At 33.5% G+C, this 18,997-nt stretch carries 16 protein-coding genes; 6 read left to right on the top strand and 10 right to left on the bottom strand.

The window, feature by feature from the left end:
- Positions 1-363 precede the first annotated feature (363 nt).
- The 3 genes from LUU93_RS18490 to LUU93_RS18480 are packed head-to-tail and all read left to right on the top strand — an operon-like array spanning position 364 to position 4,713.
- Positions 364-1,740, top strand: coding sequence for a T9SS type B sorting domain-containing protein (locus LUU93_RS18490; protein ID WP_232682639.1), 1,377 nt, complete (start codon positions 364-366; stop codon positions 1,738-1,740).
- Positions 1,741-1,790: 50 nt separating this feature from the next.
- Positions 1,791-2,708: a PorP/SprF family type IX secretion system membrane protein gene (locus tag LUU93_RS18485; RefSeq protein ID WP_232682638.1), complete on the top strand. Its 918-nt coding sequence runs from the start codon at positions 1,791-1,793 to the stop codon at positions 2,706-2,708.
- A gap of 19 nt (positions 2,709-2,727) precedes the next feature.
- Positions 2,728-4,713 (top strand): OmpA family protein, encoded by a 1,986-nt coding sequence (locus LUU93_RS18480; protein WP_232682637.1) that lies wholly within the window; start codon positions 2,728-2,730, stop codon positions 4,711-4,713.
- A gap of 200 nt (positions 4,714-4,913) precedes the next feature.
- On the opposite strand, the gene LUU93_RS18475 is transcribed toward LUU93_RS18480, so the two are convergent.
- The 4 genes from LUU93_RS18475 to LUU93_RS18460 all read right to left on the bottom strand — a co-directional run bounded on the left by LUU93_RS18475 (position 4,914) and on the right by LUU93_RS18460 (position 9,667).
- Complete coding sequence (locus tag LUU93_RS18475; RefSeq protein WP_232682636.1) at positions 4,914-5,912, bottom strand: helix-turn-helix domain-containing protein; 999 nt, start codon at positions 5,910-5,912, stop codon at positions 4,914-4,916.
- A gap of 51 nt (positions 5,913-5,963) precedes the next feature.
- Positions 5,964-6,944, bottom strand: coding sequence for a helix-turn-helix domain-containing protein (locus tag LUU93_RS21795; protein ID WP_232682635.1), 981 nt, complete (start codon positions 6,942-6,944; stop codon positions 5,964-5,966).
- 294 nt (positions 6,945-7,238) lie between these two features.
- On the bottom strand, positions 7,239-8,570 hold the full coding sequence (locus LUU93_RS18465; RefSeq protein WP_232682634.1) for a sigma-54-dependent transcriptional regulator: 1,332 nt from the start codon (positions 8,568-8,570) through the stop codon (positions 7,239-7,241).
- A gap of 5 nt (positions 8,571-8,575) precedes the next feature.
- Positions 8,576-9,667: a sensor histidine kinase gene (locus LUU93_RS18460; RefSeq protein ID WP_232682633.1), complete on the bottom strand. Its 1,092-nt coding sequence runs from the start codon at positions 9,665-9,667 to the stop codon at positions 8,576-8,578.
- Positions 9,668-10,169: 502 nt separating this feature from the next.
- Here LUU93_RS18460 and LUU93_RS18455 point away from each other — a divergent pair.
- The 3 genes from LUU93_RS18455 (at position 10,170) to LUU93_RS18445 (ending at position 12,011) form a co-directional block, all read left to right on the top strand.
- On the top strand, positions 10,170-10,637 hold the full coding sequence (locus LUU93_RS18455) for a YcxB family protein (RefSeq protein WP_232682632.1): 468 nt from the start codon (positions 10,170-10,172) through the stop codon (positions 10,635-10,637).
- A gap of 89 nt (positions 10,638-10,726) precedes the next feature.
- Entirely contained in the window at positions 10,727-11,131 is a 405-nt protein-coding gene (locus tag LUU93_RS18450) for a hypothetical protein (protein ID WP_232682631.1), read from the top strand.
- A gap of 703 nt (positions 11,132-11,834) precedes the next feature.
- Positions 11,835-12,011, top strand: a complete 177-nt coding sequence (locus LUU93_RS18445) for a BF3379 family histone-like protein (RefSeq protein ID WP_012026201.1) — start codon at positions 11,835-11,837, stop codon at positions 12,009-12,011.
- A gap of 172 nt (positions 12,012-12,183) precedes the next feature.
- On the opposite strand, the gene LUU93_RS18440 is transcribed toward LUU93_RS18445, so the two are convergent.
- From LUU93_RS18440 to LUU93_RS18415, 6 genes are all read right to left on the bottom strand, one after another.
- Positions 12,184-13,215 (bottom strand): SGBP N-terminal domain-containing protein, encoded by a 1,032-nt coding sequence (locus tag LUU93_RS18440; protein ID WP_232682630.1) that lies wholly within the window; start codon positions 13,213-13,215, stop codon positions 12,184-12,186.
- Between the two features lie 242 nt (positions 13,216-13,457).
- Positions 13,458-14,126, bottom strand: coding sequence for a hypothetical protein (locus LUU93_RS18435; RefSeq protein ID WP_232682629.1), 669 nt, complete (start codon positions 14,124-14,126; stop codon positions 13,458-13,460).
- An 81-nt stretch (positions 14,127-14,207) separates the two neighbouring features.
- The gene (locus LUU93_RS18430; RefSeq protein WP_232682628.1) at positions 14,208-14,954 is read right to left on the bottom strand and encodes an SGBP N-terminal domain-containing protein; all 747 of its coding nucleotides are present in this window, start codon (positions 14,952-14,954) and stop codon (positions 14,208-14,210) included.
- 17 nt (positions 14,955-14,971) lie between these two features.
- A complete protein-coding gene (locus LUU93_RS18425; protein WP_232682627.1) occupies positions 14,972-15,772 on the bottom strand; it encodes an HmuY family protein in 801 nt (266 codons plus the stop codon).
- Positions 15,773-15,781: 9 nt separating this feature from the next.
- The gene (locus tag LUU93_RS18420) at positions 15,782-16,501 is read right to left on the bottom strand and encodes an HmuY family protein (protein WP_232682626.1); all 720 of its coding nucleotides are present in this window, start codon (positions 16,499-16,501) and stop codon (positions 15,782-15,784) included.
- 32 nt (positions 16,502-16,533) lie between these two features.
- Positions 16,534-18,915, bottom strand: coding sequence for a TonB-dependent receptor (locus LUU93_RS18415; RefSeq protein WP_232682625.1), 2,382 nt, complete (start codon positions 18,913-18,915; stop codon positions 16,534-16,536).
- Positions 18,916-18,997 lie beyond the last annotated feature (82 nt).

Here is an 18,997-nt window from a genome sequence, read left to right as displayed (position 1 = left end):
TTTTTGTGTTTTTAATCAAAAGAGTTTAATTAAAAAATTATACATCATATTTGCCGTCTGCAGCCGCATCTTTCAATTTCTTTTCCTCTCTCATAACAAATAAAATGTCCTAATCTGCAATTCTAAAAACTTTTTAAGGTTACTGCCCAATCATCTATGTAAGAATTTTGCAGCGTAAAATTAATTAAATCTATGATAGCTAGTTGTTTGTGGTTTTACTGCTCAAAAAAGGGTTTAAAAAAGGCACTAATATTTAAACCTATTTTAATACACTAATGACTTTGACAGGTTATTGGAGTTTTGAGCCCGAAGTAATTTTACATCATAATTTGAAAACAATTTATACCAAAAAAAAATATAGATATGAAAAATAATACTTTATATAAAGTAAACAAACAAAACGATTCTGAGTCCCTGATTAAACAAGGTTCAGTTTGTGGCTTTTTGGTTTTGGCCGGTCTTTTGGCTTGTCAGGAAAGTCAGGCTCAATTCTATAATACGGGTGATGTAAAAGTAGAAGGGAATACAATAATGTCCGTTTATGAAGATTATGACAATACTGCTTCAGGAAATTTCACCAATGATGGTAATGTGTATATTTTCAAAAACTGGAATAATGATGGAGAAGTTGATTTTACTGCAGCAAAAAATGGTAAAACAATTTTTGAAGGAGGAGATATACAAAAGATTACCGGATCTGCATTAGCAAAATTTCAAAATTTACAGTTTAATAATGACAGCAAACTAATTCCTGAAGATAATGATGCGTTTTTAATGCCTTTTGAGTTGTCTACTTCGATTTCAGTAAATAAGAAAACAGAGTTTACAAATGGTATTGTCAACGGTATAACTACTGAACCTGTAAACGGTGTTGCAGATTTCAAGAAAAACGGAATAGTAATTTTTGAAAAAGATGCTGTTCATGAAAATGCAAACGATTTAAGTTTTGTTGACGGAAGGGTTCAAAAAATAGGAACTAATGATTTTGAATACCCGGTTGGTAACGAACTTTATTTCAGGCCATCTTATCATGCTAAAAGTGGTAATGTAAATGATGCCTATACTACACGATATTTCTATAAAAATTCTGATGACAGCAAGCATAGTCATTCTAGTAAAGAAAAAGAAATCCAACTTATAAATAATAAAGAATATTGGACTGTAACAAAAGATAAAGGAGCAGAGAATATCATACTGACTCTTACTATGGACACCAGAACTACACCTTCAGAATTTTTTAATTTAAATGATGATAAGATAGTTGTTATTGTTCGCTGGGATGGTACGAAATGGATAAATGAAGGTGGTGTAGTTGATTTCAATAAAATTCCAAATTCAAAAAGCAATGGAGGTTATACACAATTGTTAACTGCCAGAGTAAGTGGATATGGAATGTTTACCATGGCTGTGGTTGATAAAACGTTTGGTGCAGATGATGGATTAATCGTATACAATGCAGTATCTCCAAATGGTGATGGTTTAAATGATACTTTCCACATTGCTGGAATAAACAAATTTCCAGACAATACACTTGAAATTTACAACAGATGGGGTGTAAAAGTATATGATGCAAAAGGCTATAACGAAACTGATATAATGTTTACAGGTTATTCAGATGGACGTGCAACAATCAATAGAGGTGAAAAACTTCCTACCGGTACTTACTTCTACATATTGAAATATAATAATGGTACAAAAGTGAAGGAGAAAGCAGGATACCTGTATATCAATAACCAATAATTCTAAAATTAAGTATTGAAAAACAATTAAGCATTGAAAACAATTAAGTAATGAAAAATATATATCACATAGTAATAATATTGTTAGCTGGAGTTTTTAGTGCTTCAGCACAGCAAGAGTCACAGTATTCGCAGTACATGTACAATACAATGACATTTAACCCTGGTTACACTGGATCAAGAGAAGTAATTAGTGCCTTAGGATTATACAGAACACAGTGGGTAGGTCTGGAAGGTGCACCAAAAACAATGAATTTTTCTATTCAAAGTCCGTTAGGAACTCATGCTAACGGTATAGGTTTAAATGTTGTAAGCGATCAAATTGGCCCGGTAAAAAATACTGGGGCTATGGCAAGTTTTGCTTACACTATTTTAGGAAGCACAGATGTAAAATACTCATTTGGAGTTTCCGGAGGTTTTGACAATTTTAGTGTTGACTACAATAAAGTAAATCGTGAACGCATGGATGATCCTTATATGGTTGGGACAGTTTCTCAATTTTCTCCAAATGTAGGTGCAGGTTTTTATGTACATGCAGACAGCTGGTACGTGGGTATTTCATCTCCAAAATTATTAAAAACATCTTATTTTGATGATGTAAAACAAACGACTTATTCTACAAAATCACATTTTTATTTAATAGGGGGGTATGTATTTGATCTTAATCCTTATTTGAAATTCAAACCGGCAGTTTTAACGAAATATGTATCAGGTGCCCCGTTGGCAGTTGATGTTTCTGCAAACTTTATGTTCAATGACAAATTTACGCTGGGAGCTGCCTATCGTTGGGATGCTGCCGTAAGTGCATTGGCTGGTTTTCAAATTACAGATGGCCTTATGGTTGGTTATGGATATGATTATGAAACAACTAAACTTGGAAATTATAATTCAGGATCACATGAGATTTTCTTAAGATTTGAATTAACAGGTTCTTCAAAATCAAGATTAGTAACGCCAAGATTCTTCTAATAATTACCTAATACCAAAGATGATGATTTATAAAAATATAAAAATTGCTTTTATTTTCCTGATGGTTTGTATAATGAACATTAGTGTGCAGGCACAGGACAAAAGATTAGAAAAAGCAAATAAAGCTTATGACAAATTCGCTTTTGTCGAAGCCGCGAAATTATACGAAGAGCAGATTAATAAAGGGGTTAACACCACAGAAGTTTATACAAAACTTGGAGATAGTTATTATTATAACGCAAATTATCCTGAGGCAGTAAAATGTTACTCTAAAATTGTTACTTCTGCAGCAAAAGTTGATCCGGAATATTATTTTAGATATGCCCAGGCTTTAAATAATACACAAAATTATAATGAAGCCGAAAAGGTCATGAAGTTTTACTACTCTAAAGCAGGTAAGAATGATCTTAGTACAAACTGGGGTGAAGCTAAATTGATGGAAGCGGTCAAAATACAATCTGGTCGTTACACTATAAACCCAGTTGAAATTAATACACCGTTTTCAGATTTTGGAACTGCTTTTTATGGTAAAGACAAAGTAATATTTGCATCTGCAAAAGATACTGGAACTGTAATTAAACGTAAACACAGCTGGAATGAAAAAGCATTTTTAAAATTATATTCTGCTGATATAACAGTTGACGGCGGGCTTCAAAACCCAGTGCTGTTAAAAGGAGATGTAAATACTAAATATCACCAAAGTACACCGGCAATTACAAAAGATGGTAAAACAATGTTTTTTACCAGAAATAATTATATCGACGGTAAACTTGGGGCTGATAAAGACGGTACAAGTTATTTGAAAATTTATGTTGCCCAAAATGTAAATGGAGTATGGGCTAATATTAGAGAATTGGCTTATCCAATTAACAGTGATGGATTCTCATCTGCACACCCTGCATTAAGCCCAGACGAAACAGAACTTTATTTTGTTTCTGACAGAAATAATAAATTTGGCAACTCAGATATCTACGTAGCAAGTTTAAATAAAGGCGGTTTTGTTGGTAACGACGTAAGAAAGTTAGGTGACGAAATCAATACTCCGGGAAGAGAGACGTATCCTTATGTAGATTCATCAGGGATATTGTATTTTTCTTCAGATGGGCATCCGGGATTAGGCGGCCTTGACGTATTTGCAGCAATGAAAGATACTGATGGGAAATATAAAGTGGTTAATTTAGGAGATGGTGTAAATACAGCAAGTGATGATTTTGCTTATGTAATTGACAGCAAAACTAAAAAAGGATATATGTCATCAAACAGAAGCGGCAATGACGATATCTACGGATTTACGGAAAACAGCCCGGTTAATTTCGATTTTAGTATAGACCCAATTGTATTTGGAACATTAAAATACACTTCTGGAGGCCCGATTGAGGGAGCCGAAATTCAAATTTTTAATGAAAAACAAGAGTTGATAAACACTATTTATACAGATGCAGAAGGTAAGTATAAAACAGAATTAGATCCTTACATTAAATATAAATTAGTTTATAAAAAACCTGGAATTACTGAAAAAAATCAGGAAGCACCACCATTTAAACCAATGGAGAAAAGAGAATACTCGTTTGAGTTCCTTAATGAACTGGAGGTTGTGGTTAATAATCAAACAAAAATTATTGAAGATGGAGTTGATTTAAATAGTCTGCTGAATTTAAACCCTATTTATTTTGACTATAACGGTTACAAAATTAGAGAATCTTCTAAAGCAGAATTAGATAAAGTGGTAGAGGTAATGCGTACCAGACCAAGTTTATCATTAACTATTAATTCGCATACAGATAGTAGAGGACGTGATGAGTTTAATATGAAGTTATCTGAGAACAGGGCAAAAGCAACTGTTGATTATATTATAGCGCATGGTATTAGTGCAGATCGAATTTCCGGACACGGGTATGGAGAAACTAAAATACTTAACAGATGTACAAATGGTGTTACATGTTCTGAGGCTGAACACCAGGTAAACAGACGTTCTGAGTTTATCATCACTATAAATAAGCATTAAAAAAAATTGTAAAAACGAAAAGAGGCTGTCTCAAAAGTCGAGACAACCTCTTTTTTATTCGGATACCTATCGGAGAAATTTTTCATTTACGCGATTCTCAACAGCTTGATTTTACTTTTGAGACAGCCTCTTTTTTATTATAAGTATAAGGCTGACGAACTATAATTCACAATTTATAATTCATAATTCACAATTAATTTTTAATGCCCTTTTTTTACAAAATCATCTATTGGTTTTCGATTAAAAAGCTCATAATATTTTGAAGTAAAATAGCTTAATTTGCTATAATTTAATTCATACATAACTTCGGTTAAAGTATGGAATTCCCCGCTTTTAAGAAGTTCTTTTCCGATTGTCATTTTTTCTTTAATGAAAAAATTATTTGGTGTGGTATTGAAACATTTCTTGAATGCAATTTTATATTTTGATTCAGACATTCCTGCCATTGTTGCCAGAAATACTACAGAAGGGAAAGGGCCGTATATATTTTCAAGAAGAAAATCTTTTGTCTTGTTCATTGCTTCATTTTCTGCCTGTGTTAATGGATTGGTATTATTTTCCAGATCATAAAAACGGCTGAAGAAATTACCAAGTAACTTTAAGGCAGTCCCTTTTATAAAAGAATCAAATGATAAGTCATGTATTGATTTAGTTTTGAGTGACTGCAGTAAAAGAGTACTGTTGCTGTCAATATTACCATAATGATAGAATTCGTCTTTTTTTTGAGTTTTATCTTTTGTCTGATGCTTGGTTTCCTTACTGGAGTATTTGGCGATAAAATTGGACAGTAAACTTTTGTCTACCAATATTCGTACGGCAAATGTTCTTTCATGCACAGCAGGCTTGTACGAGCTTTCTATTTGATTGTCGATAATAGCCAGATCTAATTTGTCATAAGATCCAATTTCGTAATCTTCATTATTAATTTTAATTAAATTTACATGCTCGCTTAAGTCAAAATGAAATATATATAAATCATTTTCTGATACTTCTCGGCATATTTTTAAAGGTGTATTAAGGGATAAATCAATAAAAAATACAGAAATACCAGGTGTAACCTGGGTAAAATAAGATTGGCCTTTACCAATTTTTTCCGGAAATATAATAATCTTATTGTCTATAACTTTTGTTTCTGTCTGATCGGCCAGCTTGTGCTGCCATTCAGGAGTGAGACTATAATAGTGAAATATTTTTTTCATATAGAAATTTTTAAAAATGCAGTATAAAAACTGTACTTATTTAAATATTTTTTATAGATCCTGAACAAATGTTTTAGGAGAAACTCCAAAGTGTTCTTTAAATTTTGAAGCAAAATAAGAATTGTTGGTAAAATTAAGCCGGTCAGAAATTTGTGAAATAGAAAATTGTTTACTCTCAAGTAATTCTTTGGCTCTCAGTAATTTGTTTTCCATGAAAAACATGTTAGGTGTATTTCCTGTTATTTTATTGAATAGCGTTTTAAATTTAGATTCAGACATATTTGCTTTTTCAGCCAGTAACTTAATACTTGGAAAATGATCTTCAATATGTTCGATTAAATACATTTGTGTAGAAATTATGCTTGTTAAATCCGGCTGGTTTACAGTTTGGATAATAATACGTTTGGATGCAAGTTTTTTGAGATAATTGGCAATAAGCATATGAACGGTCCCAACCAGGTTTAAATCAAAAACAGGACCTCCAACTTTCTTTTTTCTTAAATCGTCCAGAATATGAAAGCTTTCATTGCTCATCCTGTCAAACCGAATCATAGTATTTTTTTCCGGATTTAAGATTTCATCAATATTTGGAAATTTAAGACGATTGTTTAATGCATACTCTCGTATTGAACTTTTTTTTATGAAAATGCACAATGCAAATGTTTTACTTCCTTTAGTTACATTATAATCTGATTCGAGAGTGCCGTCAATAACCGATAAATTATACTGCCACCTGCTTACATTGTACAGAGAATTATGAACAGATACAGTAGCCTCACCGTCGGTTAGATTATAATAAAATCCAACAAAATCATTGCTTGAATTCTTTTGTATGAGGTGTAAATTTTTTTTGTATTCTACATTTATGTAATAGGCTACGATTCCTTCACCACAATCGAGGAAATACCTTGTTCCGGATTGAATATCCTCTGGAACAATTATAAAATTGCCTTCGACTTTTCCGTTATACTGTTTCGCAAAATTTTCTACCCAACTTAAATCTGCACTATAAAAATGTTCTATTGTTTTCACAGGAAAATTAGTTTGTTTTATAAAATTAATGTTTTTTTTATTAAGTTGTTGATTAATAGTGTTTTTTGATTAAAATAAATGATTTTTTTCGCTTTTATGCTGCGTTTTAACCATTTTATGTATTTGTACTATAAATCTTATTCTATTGTTTATTTGACTTATAGTAGGCAAAACATATGCCTGATATTTTTATTTTTGTTTAGTAGTTGGGTATCAATTAATTATTTTTTTAACGGAGCAGAATACTAAATTTTTGGCATAGGAAATTATTCCTGGCTGGGGATTATTTACCCGTTATGTTATTTTTTGATTGAGTGTTTTACGGTCTATATTTAAAATCTTTGCAGCCTTGGTTTTATTGTTGCCAACAGAGTTAAGCACTTTTACTATCTGTTCTTTTTCATATTCTTTTAATGTCTTAAAAAAATCAGTTTTTTGAGGAATATGATATTTTAAATGGTCAGGGACATTTTTAAGGGTTATTATATCATCACTCATAATAATCATTCGCTGCATTACATTTTCAAGCTCTCTAATATTTCCCGGCCAGTCGTAACGCAGTAATACTTCTGTAACTTTATCTTCCATTGTTATTTTTGGATTATGATATTCTGCGGCATATTTTGCAATAAAATTATTGGCAAGAAGCAGTATATCCTGTTTCCTTTCTCTTAATGGAGAGGTTTGTATGTTTATAACATTTATTCTGTAATAAAGATCTTCTCTAAAAGTTCCATTGAGTACCATTTTATGCAGATCGCTATTAGTGGCAGAAATAATTCGTACATTAATTTTTTCAGGATTTACAGCACCTATACGGGTAATTTCTTTTTCTTGCAATACCCGAAGCAGCCTTGTTTGAAAAGCCATAGAAGCATTGCCTATTTCGTCTAGAAATATTGTACCGCCGGATGCTGCCTGAAATAAACCAATTTTAGATTCTGCTGCACCGGTAAAAGCACCTTTTGTATGACCAAATAACTCTGATTCTATGAGGCTTTCAGGTATTCCACCGCAGTTAACAGATATAAAAGGCATTTTTGCCAAAGCACCGGTATTGTGTATGGCCCGGGCAATTAGTTCTTTACCAGTGCCGCTTTCTCCTTCAATTAAAACATTGGCTTTGTTGTCTTTAACGCGTTTTATTATATTTACCAGGTCCTTAAATTGTGAAGATTGCCCAATAAGGGCAGCATAGCTGTTTTCTTCTGGTAATAAGAAAGAATCGCTGCTAAAAATTTTAGAACTGTTCTTTACTTTTTGCAAAGAGCTTTTTATAGCCTTATTGAGTTCATCGTTTGTAAAGGGTTTTATGAGATAATCTAATGCACCGGATTTAATAGCATCTATTGCATTATTTACAGTTGGCATTCCGGTAATGACCAATTTGGAAACAAAAGGAAAATGCTCCTCAGCATATTTTAATAATTCTATACCGCTTATTTCCGGCATATTAAGATCAGTAATCAATAAGTCTATAAGATTTGATTTTAAAACATCAATTGCTTCATTAACAGATGAGGCTTTGTAGGTGTTATAATTTAATGTCTTTACATTGCGCTGAACAAGATCCAGCGTTTCATAATTATCATCGACAATTAGTATATTTTCTTTTCTTAAATTCATTTTAATTAACTTAGGGGGAGTTGTATCGTAAAAATTGTACCTAGTGGTTTGTTGTCCTTAATTCTTATTTCTCCATTATGAGTTTTAACAATTCCATGAACGACGCTTAGTCCTAAACCTAAGCCGCTGGTACTGGTTTTTGTTGTAAAAAAAGGTTCAAATATTTTTTGTTTAATTGTATCTGGTATACCGTGACCTTGATCTTCAATGGTTATGAATAGGTTTTCAGCATCATCTTCAATAATTGTTTTTACAGTACTTTTTTGCGGAGAAGCCTGTATGGCATTTATGAGTAAATTAAAAAGGACCTGGGTAATTTGTACGGCATCGATTTTTACTATTAAAGTGCTGTTTTTAATTATCAGTTCGCTTTTAATTTGTTTTTTTTGAAAATTTTGTTTTAAAAATGACAATGCAAATGTTACAATAGATTTAATTTCCTCTTGTTTAGGCTGATGTGGCATTTCGCAAGAAAAAAACATTAATTTTTTTACTATTTCCCGGGTGTAAATTGCTGATTTTATTATTGTTGTAACATCAGAATCGATTTCAGGATCTGTGTTGTTAAGTTTGATAAGTTCAGCATATCCCAAAATATTGCCTAATGGGTTATTGAGTTCATGTGCAATTCCGGCGGTCATTTCACCAAGGGTAGATAATCTGTCTATTCTTTCGATTGTTCTGCTTAAAGAGTTTTTTTTATCTAAAGTTTGATACTTTTCAATATAATTTCCAATTTCTACAGCAGCCATATTCAGCAGTTTTTGTTCGTCTTCGAGAAATTGATCAAATTCGTATTTATCTATGGGGTAATGAACTTTAATGCTTCCGGGTTTTGTATCAGGAATGTTTATGCTGCAGCTTTGAGATATTGTGTTTTGAGGCAGCAGTGAGGTTGTAAAATAGTAATCTAAAATCTGGATTTCGACAATAGCATCATCATTAAACCGCCATGCATTTTTAATAATTAGAATAATTTTTTCCAGAACTTCTTTTTCAATGGAATTTGATTGTGATATTGTTTTTGAAATTTCGTAAAGGCATGTTAATTCCTTAACTCGTTCTTTTAATTTTTCTTCTGTCTGCTCAGATTTCATCTTGTAAGAAATTGTTTATAATCATTTTAAATTGCAGGCCAAAAGTAATTAAATAATTGGGTTTAGGCTCTTAAAGAGTAGTTATAATTAACTATTTGAAAACAAAATAAATAGCATTTGTTTTTGTGTCTTATTTTGATGTTTTTTTGACTTATTCGGGTTGTTTTTCATGTCATTTTAAACGATAAAAATAACATGCCTGATAAAAATAATTTCGTACAATTTTTACTGCCGTTTTCAGATTTGATTTCTGTCATTTTTAAACCTGACTTTTTTATTTATAAGTATATCTTTTGAAGAAGGAATAAGGAACCATAAATAAATGTCTTATTCTGGTACTAATATGGCTTCATAAGGATTTTAAAAATTCATATTTGAGATAATTTTGTACTCAATTCACAAAAACAAACGCAGTCAATAATTTTACAGAGATTAAATGAATACGCCTAATTTTTCATTAGAGTTCGGGTTGGATGTTTCTGAAATTCAAAAATTGAATAAGATGTACTTTAAACATCTGTACAAAGAAAGAATTTTAGTCTTCTTTTCTATTGTATTATTCTTCTTGATTTTTATTGATTTGAATAAGGATAACGACTTAATAGACTGGATAATAAGAAGTCTTTTGTTTGTTGTTTTGTTTTTAATGATTCAATACCCGGTTGTAAATTCTATTTGTAAAATCATTTTTGGGCTGGCAAAAAGATTACTTCAGTCTGAAAATTTTATAAACAAATACAGGTTCAATTTTACTAATACTTTTATCTATGTGCAGTCTCCATTGGGAAGGTTTAAACATAAATGGAGTAAAATAGAAAAAGCAATGCTTACTAAAGATTTTTTTTTCTTATATGTGAAAGAACGAAATGGATATATTATATCTATCGCTAATAATGCCAGAAACGAACGGGATATCGAAAAATTAATCGCATTTGTAGAAAACAACGTAATGCATGTTACAAAAGTTTAGTTAGAGTTTTTTTTGAAAAATAATTTTTATAAGAAACAATGAAAAAGGAAAGTGTTTTAGTTAGAGATAATCAGGGCGTTTTTTTAAAAATGTTTAAAAGAAAATTTAAAGAAGAGTTTGAATTTTCTGAAGATTCCTTCTTGTTAGAAAACGGAAGTAAACCAAAAGATTTTGAACGTTCGATATTTGTAGTATATAATAAAACAGAATTAATAGATTTTTTAAAACTAGAGAAGAAAGGAACCAATGTAATGATTTGTTTTTTTGATAAACATCTGCACAATAGTTTACTTTACTTTAATGAGATTAAAAATCTAAAACTCCTGGATGCATCAAAATCAAGAACAGAGCTGCTAAAAGATTTAAAATCGTATTTTAAAGATACTTCAGATTTTATCTCAAAAATCCCGGAAATTAAATTTTCGAATCCGGCGGTTTATCAATCTCAGTTTGACAGTTTTCAAAAAGCTTTATTTTTTATATCTGAGTCTTAAATATTTCCAAAAAAACTTTTCATATCTTAACTGAACCAAAAGAAGGAAGTGCTGGATGCAAAAATGTTTTAGTGCTTTAAATTTAGGGCAGAATTATAATTGATTTCATTTAAGCTTAAATGCCTGGTTGGTTTAAAATAAAAAGAATGAAAAGCACAATCAAGCTTTACACATCAACAGTATTCTTTGTGCTGATTTTTGTGTCGTGCCAAATACAGCAAAAACTTTAAAAATCTGCCTGTTCCAGCAATTATTTGATGAATTTGGAAAAACAGCTTTCAGCAGAAATTAAGATTAATATAGAATGAGTTCGATATTAATCTTCTTTTAAAAACAAATAATAACAAAATCTTAATAATTGACCTTTATTTTGTAGTTCTGTATGTGAATAAACAATCAATTGGGGAATTTTTACACACATTCTCAATAGAAAAATATTTTTTTAAGCTAAAATCTTATACTTTAAAATTGTTTTATTTTTTTTGCAGACCTTTTTTAAAACATGCCCATTTGAGTCCTGAAATTTTATTTTGACAATAATTATCTGATTAATAGTTTATTGCGAAAAGATGATTTAGCAAAATGTGATTCGTAAATTTTAGGTTAATTTAAAGTACAAAAAACAATGATAATTTTAACAGCAAATATGTTGTAACTACAAATCAAACTTCTATTTTTGCGCCTTAATTTAATAATTATAAGCATGAAAGATCTATTAGTAAAAATCAACGCCGAAATTGAAACATTCAAAGCAGAAGCTGAATCTTTAACTGAAAAAGGTATCAAAGCTGCAGGACCAAGAGCACGTAAAGCTACTTTAGAAATTGAAAAACTTTTAAAAGAGTTCAGAAAAGTTTCTATCGAAGAATCAAAAAAATAATACAGCTAAACCTCGCCGGCCGGCGAGGTTTTTTTATACTTTGTCTTGTCCTGAAAAAAGTTGACTTTAATTAAGTTACTATGTCAAGAGAAAGGAAAGAATTTTAAAAAAAACCTTCAGCCAAAACTGCAGCTGAAGGTTTAAAAAAAAATATCCGCTTAATGAGTAAAGTTTATTTTACGGTCACGGCATAAGTTAAGTTTGAGGTACCTCCGTTGTTTCTTATAAATCTCATTCTTTCATATAATCCGGCAGGAATTCCGGCAGGAACTTTTAATACAGCTCTGTATGGGGTCAGGCTTACAATTTCTAATGGATAAACCGCTGCGGTATTACTGCTGCTGTAAATAGATACAGAAGTTAGAATATTCATCATTGCCCCTCTTACTTCAAATGTTTCTCCGGCTTGTTTTTCAACAGGAAAACCATATCTTACAGTAGTAAAGAAATCCGGTTCTGTGATCTCAATTTTAAATCTGTTTTCAACACTTGCATTCTGCAGTACATAAGTTCCGTTTTTTACACGCAGGTCATACAATCCAAGAGGCATATTTTCAGGAAGAAAATAATAGATTCCATATTCAAGAAATGGAGAAACAGTCTCTCCGCTTCCTAAATAAACTATTTCTGCAGTATACTCCGTCTGGTCAGCAGCAGATACAAAATAAACCCTTGTGTTTTCGAGGCTCATCCATAAATCATTTATAGTATTTGTAGTTCCGCTGCCACGGTTAATAATACTCTGCAGCAAACCTTTGGTCAATGTTTCTCCGCCAGTTGTAGTCCAGGTTCTAGGCTCTTTTTGCCTAAAATCTATTTTCAGTGTATACTTTTTTGTAGTTCCGGCTTTTGAAGTAACAGTAAATTCGGTACCATTTGCAAAAGGAACATCAGTTCCTGATGCCGGACTGATTACAGCTTCTGTACCAAGTACTATTTCTGGTTTTATAGTCTGCGGAAGTTTCATGTAGCTGCTCCATGTAATTATGATATTTTCATCAGTAATGGCAGCGCTTATAGAGTTGTTTTCAGTATCTTTTATAGTAAATGATTCAATTTGGGTATATCCCGGAACTTTTATTACATCGCCCGGAATGGTATTTATTTTATCATTATATTCGGTTTCACATGAAAACAGGAATACAGATAAAAAAAGTATCACGGTCTTATATAAAAAGATGCCGGGATTGTTTCTCTTAGTCATGATTGTATTTTTATTTAATTCTTAAATGATTTTATTTTCTTAATTTTGCGACTTATTGAATAAGTCTGCTTTTTATTTTTTAAAATGCCTGTACATTCAATGCCTGCGGTAATTTATAAAGCCGTTTGATAGTCATGGGGGAATGATATGATACGGGTATTATGCAGAGATCGCCGGCCAGCTTTTACTGCAATTATCTTTGACCATTTCGTGATCCCATGTTTTTTTTACGCCGTTATTAATTAGAGTACCTGAGTCCAGTTATAGTTTATTGTACTGCTTGTACCACTTGGAGTAACGCTTGTTACTTTTACCAGGTAAGCTTCTGTCGCTGATGCAGGACTAGTGATCGATTGCGAATTTGTACCAGAGGTTGTTTTCCAGATAACGATAGCTTTTGCAGGAGTCATAATATGTGTTGTGATATTGTATGAGTAATATCCTAACCCGTAGTTTGTTCCTGAAATAGTCCCGTCATAACCCAATACATTGTACGGATCTGATGGCGCAGTACCAAGGTTGGCCAATGCATTTTTAACAGCAATACTACTGTTCCAGTCGTCCCAGTCAGCACATGTCTGGCTTAAACTTACTGTACCAACATACCATCTCGCTGTGTTGTTTACAGGACGTATTGAGGCTCCATAGATACCTTCCCATTGTACGTTAACACCTCCAATTGTTGCAGCTACCGGAGTCCAGTTTGCATCAACAGAAGATGGGGCCTGCCATCTGTTTACTGTTACTGATGTAGCAGTAACTGTACAAAGGTCAAGCGCCGCTTTTCCGGTTTTATTCGATAATTCTTGTTCCTGTGTCTGCGCTTGTGAATCGGCAGTTTGATCGTCAGAACTGCAAGATGTAAATGAAATAGCAGCCAATGCTACAATAGATAAAATTATTTTTTTCATAATTATTTATATTTAATAGATTAATTGGCTTTTTTCATTACCCTGGCAGTGAAGACAGGCATTTTTTATTTTAATAGATTTTTAGTTCGTTATCCTGAATGGAAGTTTCATCGTTACCGATAAGTTATAGCTTTCCATCATAAGCCAGTAATCAGTATCAGACTCCAGGGTCAGTGGCGAATCAGCAGTTGCTCCAAAAACATACATAGCATAAAAACCTGCTATGTTGAGCCCTTCGTTATATTGTTTCATCTGCCATTTTTTATTGCCCTGTGCATCTACTACAAATACCTTTGTTATTTCATAAGACGGAAGGAAATTTTCTCCCTTTAGTGTTATTGAGGTTCCGGCATTAACTATAAAAACAGATGATGCAGTCGAAAGCTCATCTAAAATAAGTTTTGGCTGCTGTATAACGATTTTTACAGTATATACCGCAGTTGTTCCGTCGGCAGCTTTTGTAGTATAAGTTACAGGTGTTGTATTAAATACCGGAATGAGCTCTTTAGATGCAGGAGAAATAGTAGTATTTGCCGGCAGCGTTATGGCAGTTTCAAGATACTGGTATTCATAATACGAAGGCAGATATACTGTAATTGTCTTTTCCAGATTATTTACAGCACTGTATATAGCTTGGGATTCGCCGGGATTTGTTACCTGAAAAGATATAATTCTTCGGGCATCAAGATCAGTAACGATTTCAGTAACAGGATCTTCTTTTACATCTGTCCATCTGTCTTCTTCACTAGTGCATGATGTCAAAAAAATAGAGAGCATTACAGCAGTAAAAAAAAGCATTTTCTTTAATTTGGCATTTATAATATTCATGTTAATTGAGAGATTGGTTATCTAATTTCAAATTTGGTGCTTCCGGCCGGTACCATTACATAATCGAATGTGTAGTACATATGCGGTGTATCTTTGTACCAGTCTGCCGGACTATAAACATCTTTGTAAACTGATATCATTTTAATTTTAGCGTAACTGCCGTTTGCAGTTTTAAGTATAATTGTTCTTGCAGGAATAACAGTACCATTCGCAATGGTAAGCGGCTCGCCAAGTGCATACGCTACATGGGCCTTTTGTGCATTGCCGTTAGAAACAACATCACCGCCAAAATCATACAAATACCAGCCTGTTCCATTGCCAAAAGCCCCGGCATCATCTGTACCAATCAGATCAATACCGGTTTTAAATTCACTGTCTGCCGGAATATCAACCACATCGTTAAAATGTTTAGCTGCAATAGTGATACCGCCTATGCCGCCCGCCAGAGAACCATTATTTTGTGAGTTGCTTCCATTATTGCCCGACAAAAAACTGGCATAAAGTCCTCCAAAAGCTAAATCCCATTTGCGTGTTTTTTTGTACGATCCGTCAACAGCTTTATTTTCTTCAAGGCTGTAATATAAAGTTGCAGATGGAGCCGTAGGATTTTCATCGGAAGTGCTTCCCTGATAGTTTTTTACATGAATTACTTTGTAATATAAATTCGAATTGGGTATTTCAGTGTCAGGGTTTTCTTCATTTCCTTCTTCAGCGGGTTTACTGTCATCAGATGTGCATGCACTCATTAATGCAGTAATAAGAAAAAGCAGCAGCAGTGTTTGTGGTATTTTCTTGGTTAAGGCTTTAAATTTTCTCATCGGGTTATATTATTTTGTGTTTAAATTTTTGCTTCCATCTGCCTGTACATAATATCTAAATGTAAAATAAGGCGCAGGCCAGTTAAGATCAGTTACTGCAGGCGGATTGCCTTTATAGGCATTTACAAGCTGCAGTTTTGCATATTTACCATTTGGAAGTCTAATAGCATAAGTACGATCAGGAATGGCCTGCATAATATGGCTGCTCAGGCTGTAGTAGAACCAGCCGGCAGAGCTTTCAGAAGATGCCCAGCCAATTTTGGTTATCCCGCTGTTGTCAAAGTCAGTATCGGCAGGGGCCTGGGTTATATTTTTGTATGAATCATTAAGCAGAACGACTGCTGTATTTTCTGCCGGTCCGCCAAAGCCCGGATTGTATTGGTAGTTTGCATTGTTTATAAAAACCTCGCTGTTGTAAGGCCCGGTAAAAGCAATATCCCAGTCAGTCGTTTTCATATACTGCAAAGAGTCTGCCTTGGTGTGCAGCCAAATCTGTTTCTGATCACTGAAACGAAATAGAAATGTATGAAAGCTTCTTTGTTCTTTTCCGTTTGTTCCATCGCCCATAGAAGCTCCGGTATCTCCGGCAAGATCAGTAACGACAGTACTTTTGCCGTCTTCCAGAGTGGCAGCAGTATTTTCTTCACTGCTGCTGCATCCCATAAAATTAATCGCTGCAGTCAGAAGCAGTAAAATGTACCATTTTGTAATAGGTCTGTTTGTTATCATTTGGGAAAATATTTAATGTTAATTAGGTTTTATTAGTCTTTAAAGAAACGATAGCTTACCCCGCCAAGGAGTATACGTCCGGGCTGTCCGGGCATGAGAGGATCTGTGTAGTTAAAAATATTATCAGCCGTAAACCTGATACTGAGATGATTTTTTAAAAGCTGCTTTTCGATACTGGCATTAGTGAGCCAGTAATCCTTCACAAAAATGTCATATTTGTCAATAAATTGGTTTCCATTTCGGTCTCCAAAAGGATATTTACCTCTAAAATTTACCCTGATATTTGCATTAATTTTCCAGGGATCATAGCGGTAAAAAATAGAACTGTTTGCCATGTGCCGTGAGCGGTTTTCAATTCCCCAATAGTCTGACGGACGCGGTTTGTAAGAGTTTCCTGTTGCAGGATCATGTATATTTTGGCTGTAAGGCCATTTTCCTGCCCTGATGCTGTCTTTAACGCTTAGATCCTGAGCAATTAAATACTGATAACCTGCACTTATTTCCATATTTTTTAATGGACTGAGTTTAAGAGCAAGTTCAAATCCTTTGTTTACGGCTTCAGGAAGGTTCTGATAAGTATAAATAATCCGGTTATTTGTACCGGTAGCGACCTGTATGCTGTTAATTTGATTTGTTATTTTATGATAAAAAGCATTTCCCTCTATTTTAAAAGCTTTAGAAGGTTCAACAACCAGTCCGGCATTATACGACGTACTTTTTTCGGCCTGCAGTTTTCCGGCTGTCTGATTTAGTACATACTGCCTTATTTCACTTATCTGGTCATCGTCCTGCAATTGCTGCAGGGTAGGAGTGAGCACCGCATTGCCAATAACCAGATAGTTGCTGCTTGAATTGTAAAATACAAGATAATTGGTTTTGAAATCTGGAGCTTTAAAACCGGTACCAATTCCAGCTTTGAAAGTTATTTTAGGCGTTATAAAATACTGCAGCCCAAAACTTGGATTCAGCCTTCCTCCAAAATTATTGGTATAATCGTATCGCAATCCGCCAACGGCTTTTAGTTTTTCAAAAGGAGTCCATTCCCCTTGAATATAAGAGAAAAATGTTTCAAGAGAGTTTACACCTGTCAGCGCATCATCATTCATATTTTCTATACTGCCGCCAAAACCGCCCACAAGCTGGCAGGAATTATTACTGCTGAACGAAAACTGCTGGTCAATACGATGCAGGGTTTGTTTAAAAACATCCTGAGTTACAGCACTGTTGTTTTGCTGCCATGCCACACTCATATCTGCAGTATAATGAGTAAGGTAGTATCTGGTAATACTTCTTAGACTGCTGTTAAAACGATGGTCAAACGAAAGAGAGAGATTAAGATCCTGCTCATCCTGATTGTCCCCGGATATATGACCAAGGCCAAAATCCTTCTGCATATAAGAGCGGCGAAGTCCGTAACGGCCGCTAAACCCTAAATAACTATTTTGATTTACCTTATAACGTGAACGTCCCTGCAGGCTGTAATTGTCATAAGGCGGAGAAGTCGTACCTTTAATGTATTTTGAATTAGTGTTGTAACCATCAGTTCTGTAGTAGTTTGCTGCGACATTAGCAGTTCCTTTATTCTCCAAAAACGGAGTTTCTCCTTCTAACGTAGCATCTACAATATTCAGGGAACCATAACTTAAAGAAGCCTGCATCTGCGGGTCAATAACACCATGTCTTGTAATGATATTTATCGTGCCTCCAAGAGCTTCGCTTCCGTAAAGGCTCGAAGAAGCTCCTTTAATAATTTCAATACGTTCAACATTAGATACACTGATTCGCGAAAGATCAAAATTACCGTTATTTCTCCCTACCATAGGCTGCCCGTCTATAAGAACCATAATGTATTCGCTGCCAAAACCCTGCATCTGAACTCCGACTGATCTGGCTCCGCCGCTGATATTATTTACAACAGCAATTCCGGTTTGTTCTTTTAGTACTTCGTCCAGTCTGCGGCTTCCCATAAGTTCAATGGTTTTTCGATCTATAATTGTTACCGGCATAGCACTATATCGGGCATTGACAAGATTTTCAGGATTTTTATTTTCACTGCGGCTTATTACATTTACTTCATTGAGATCAATACCAGGTTCCATTTCTATCTGTAAAGATTTAAAGGTCTGTTCGTTTAAAATAATCTCCTGTATATAATCTTTATATCCCATATTCGTAACTCTGATCGTGTAAACTCCATTTGATAACCCTGAAAATGAAAAAAAGCCATTATGATCAGATATTGATGTTTTTTCGACAGGCTTCAGCACTATTACCGCTCTTGATAAGGGAATGCCGGAATGATAGATTATTCCGCTTATACTGACGCTATTTTGCGACTGAGTTAAACTGATAAACAGAAAAATTGCTGCTGTAATAATTTTTTGTAAATGACCGTAGATGCTGTTATTTTTCATTATTGTTTTTATCCAATGTCTTTTTAGATAAGAAATATCTATAAATATTATTCTTATTTAGACTGTGTAAAAATAATAATTA

This window comes from Flavobacterium soyae, assembly GCF_021245985.1.
Taxonomy (GTDB): domain Bacteria; phylum Bacteroidota; class Bacteroidia; order Flavobacteriales; family Flavobacteriaceae; genus Flavobacterium; species Flavobacterium soyae.
Note: the sequence above shows the minus strand (reverse complement) of the source record. Positions and strands in the feature narration are given on the sequence as shown.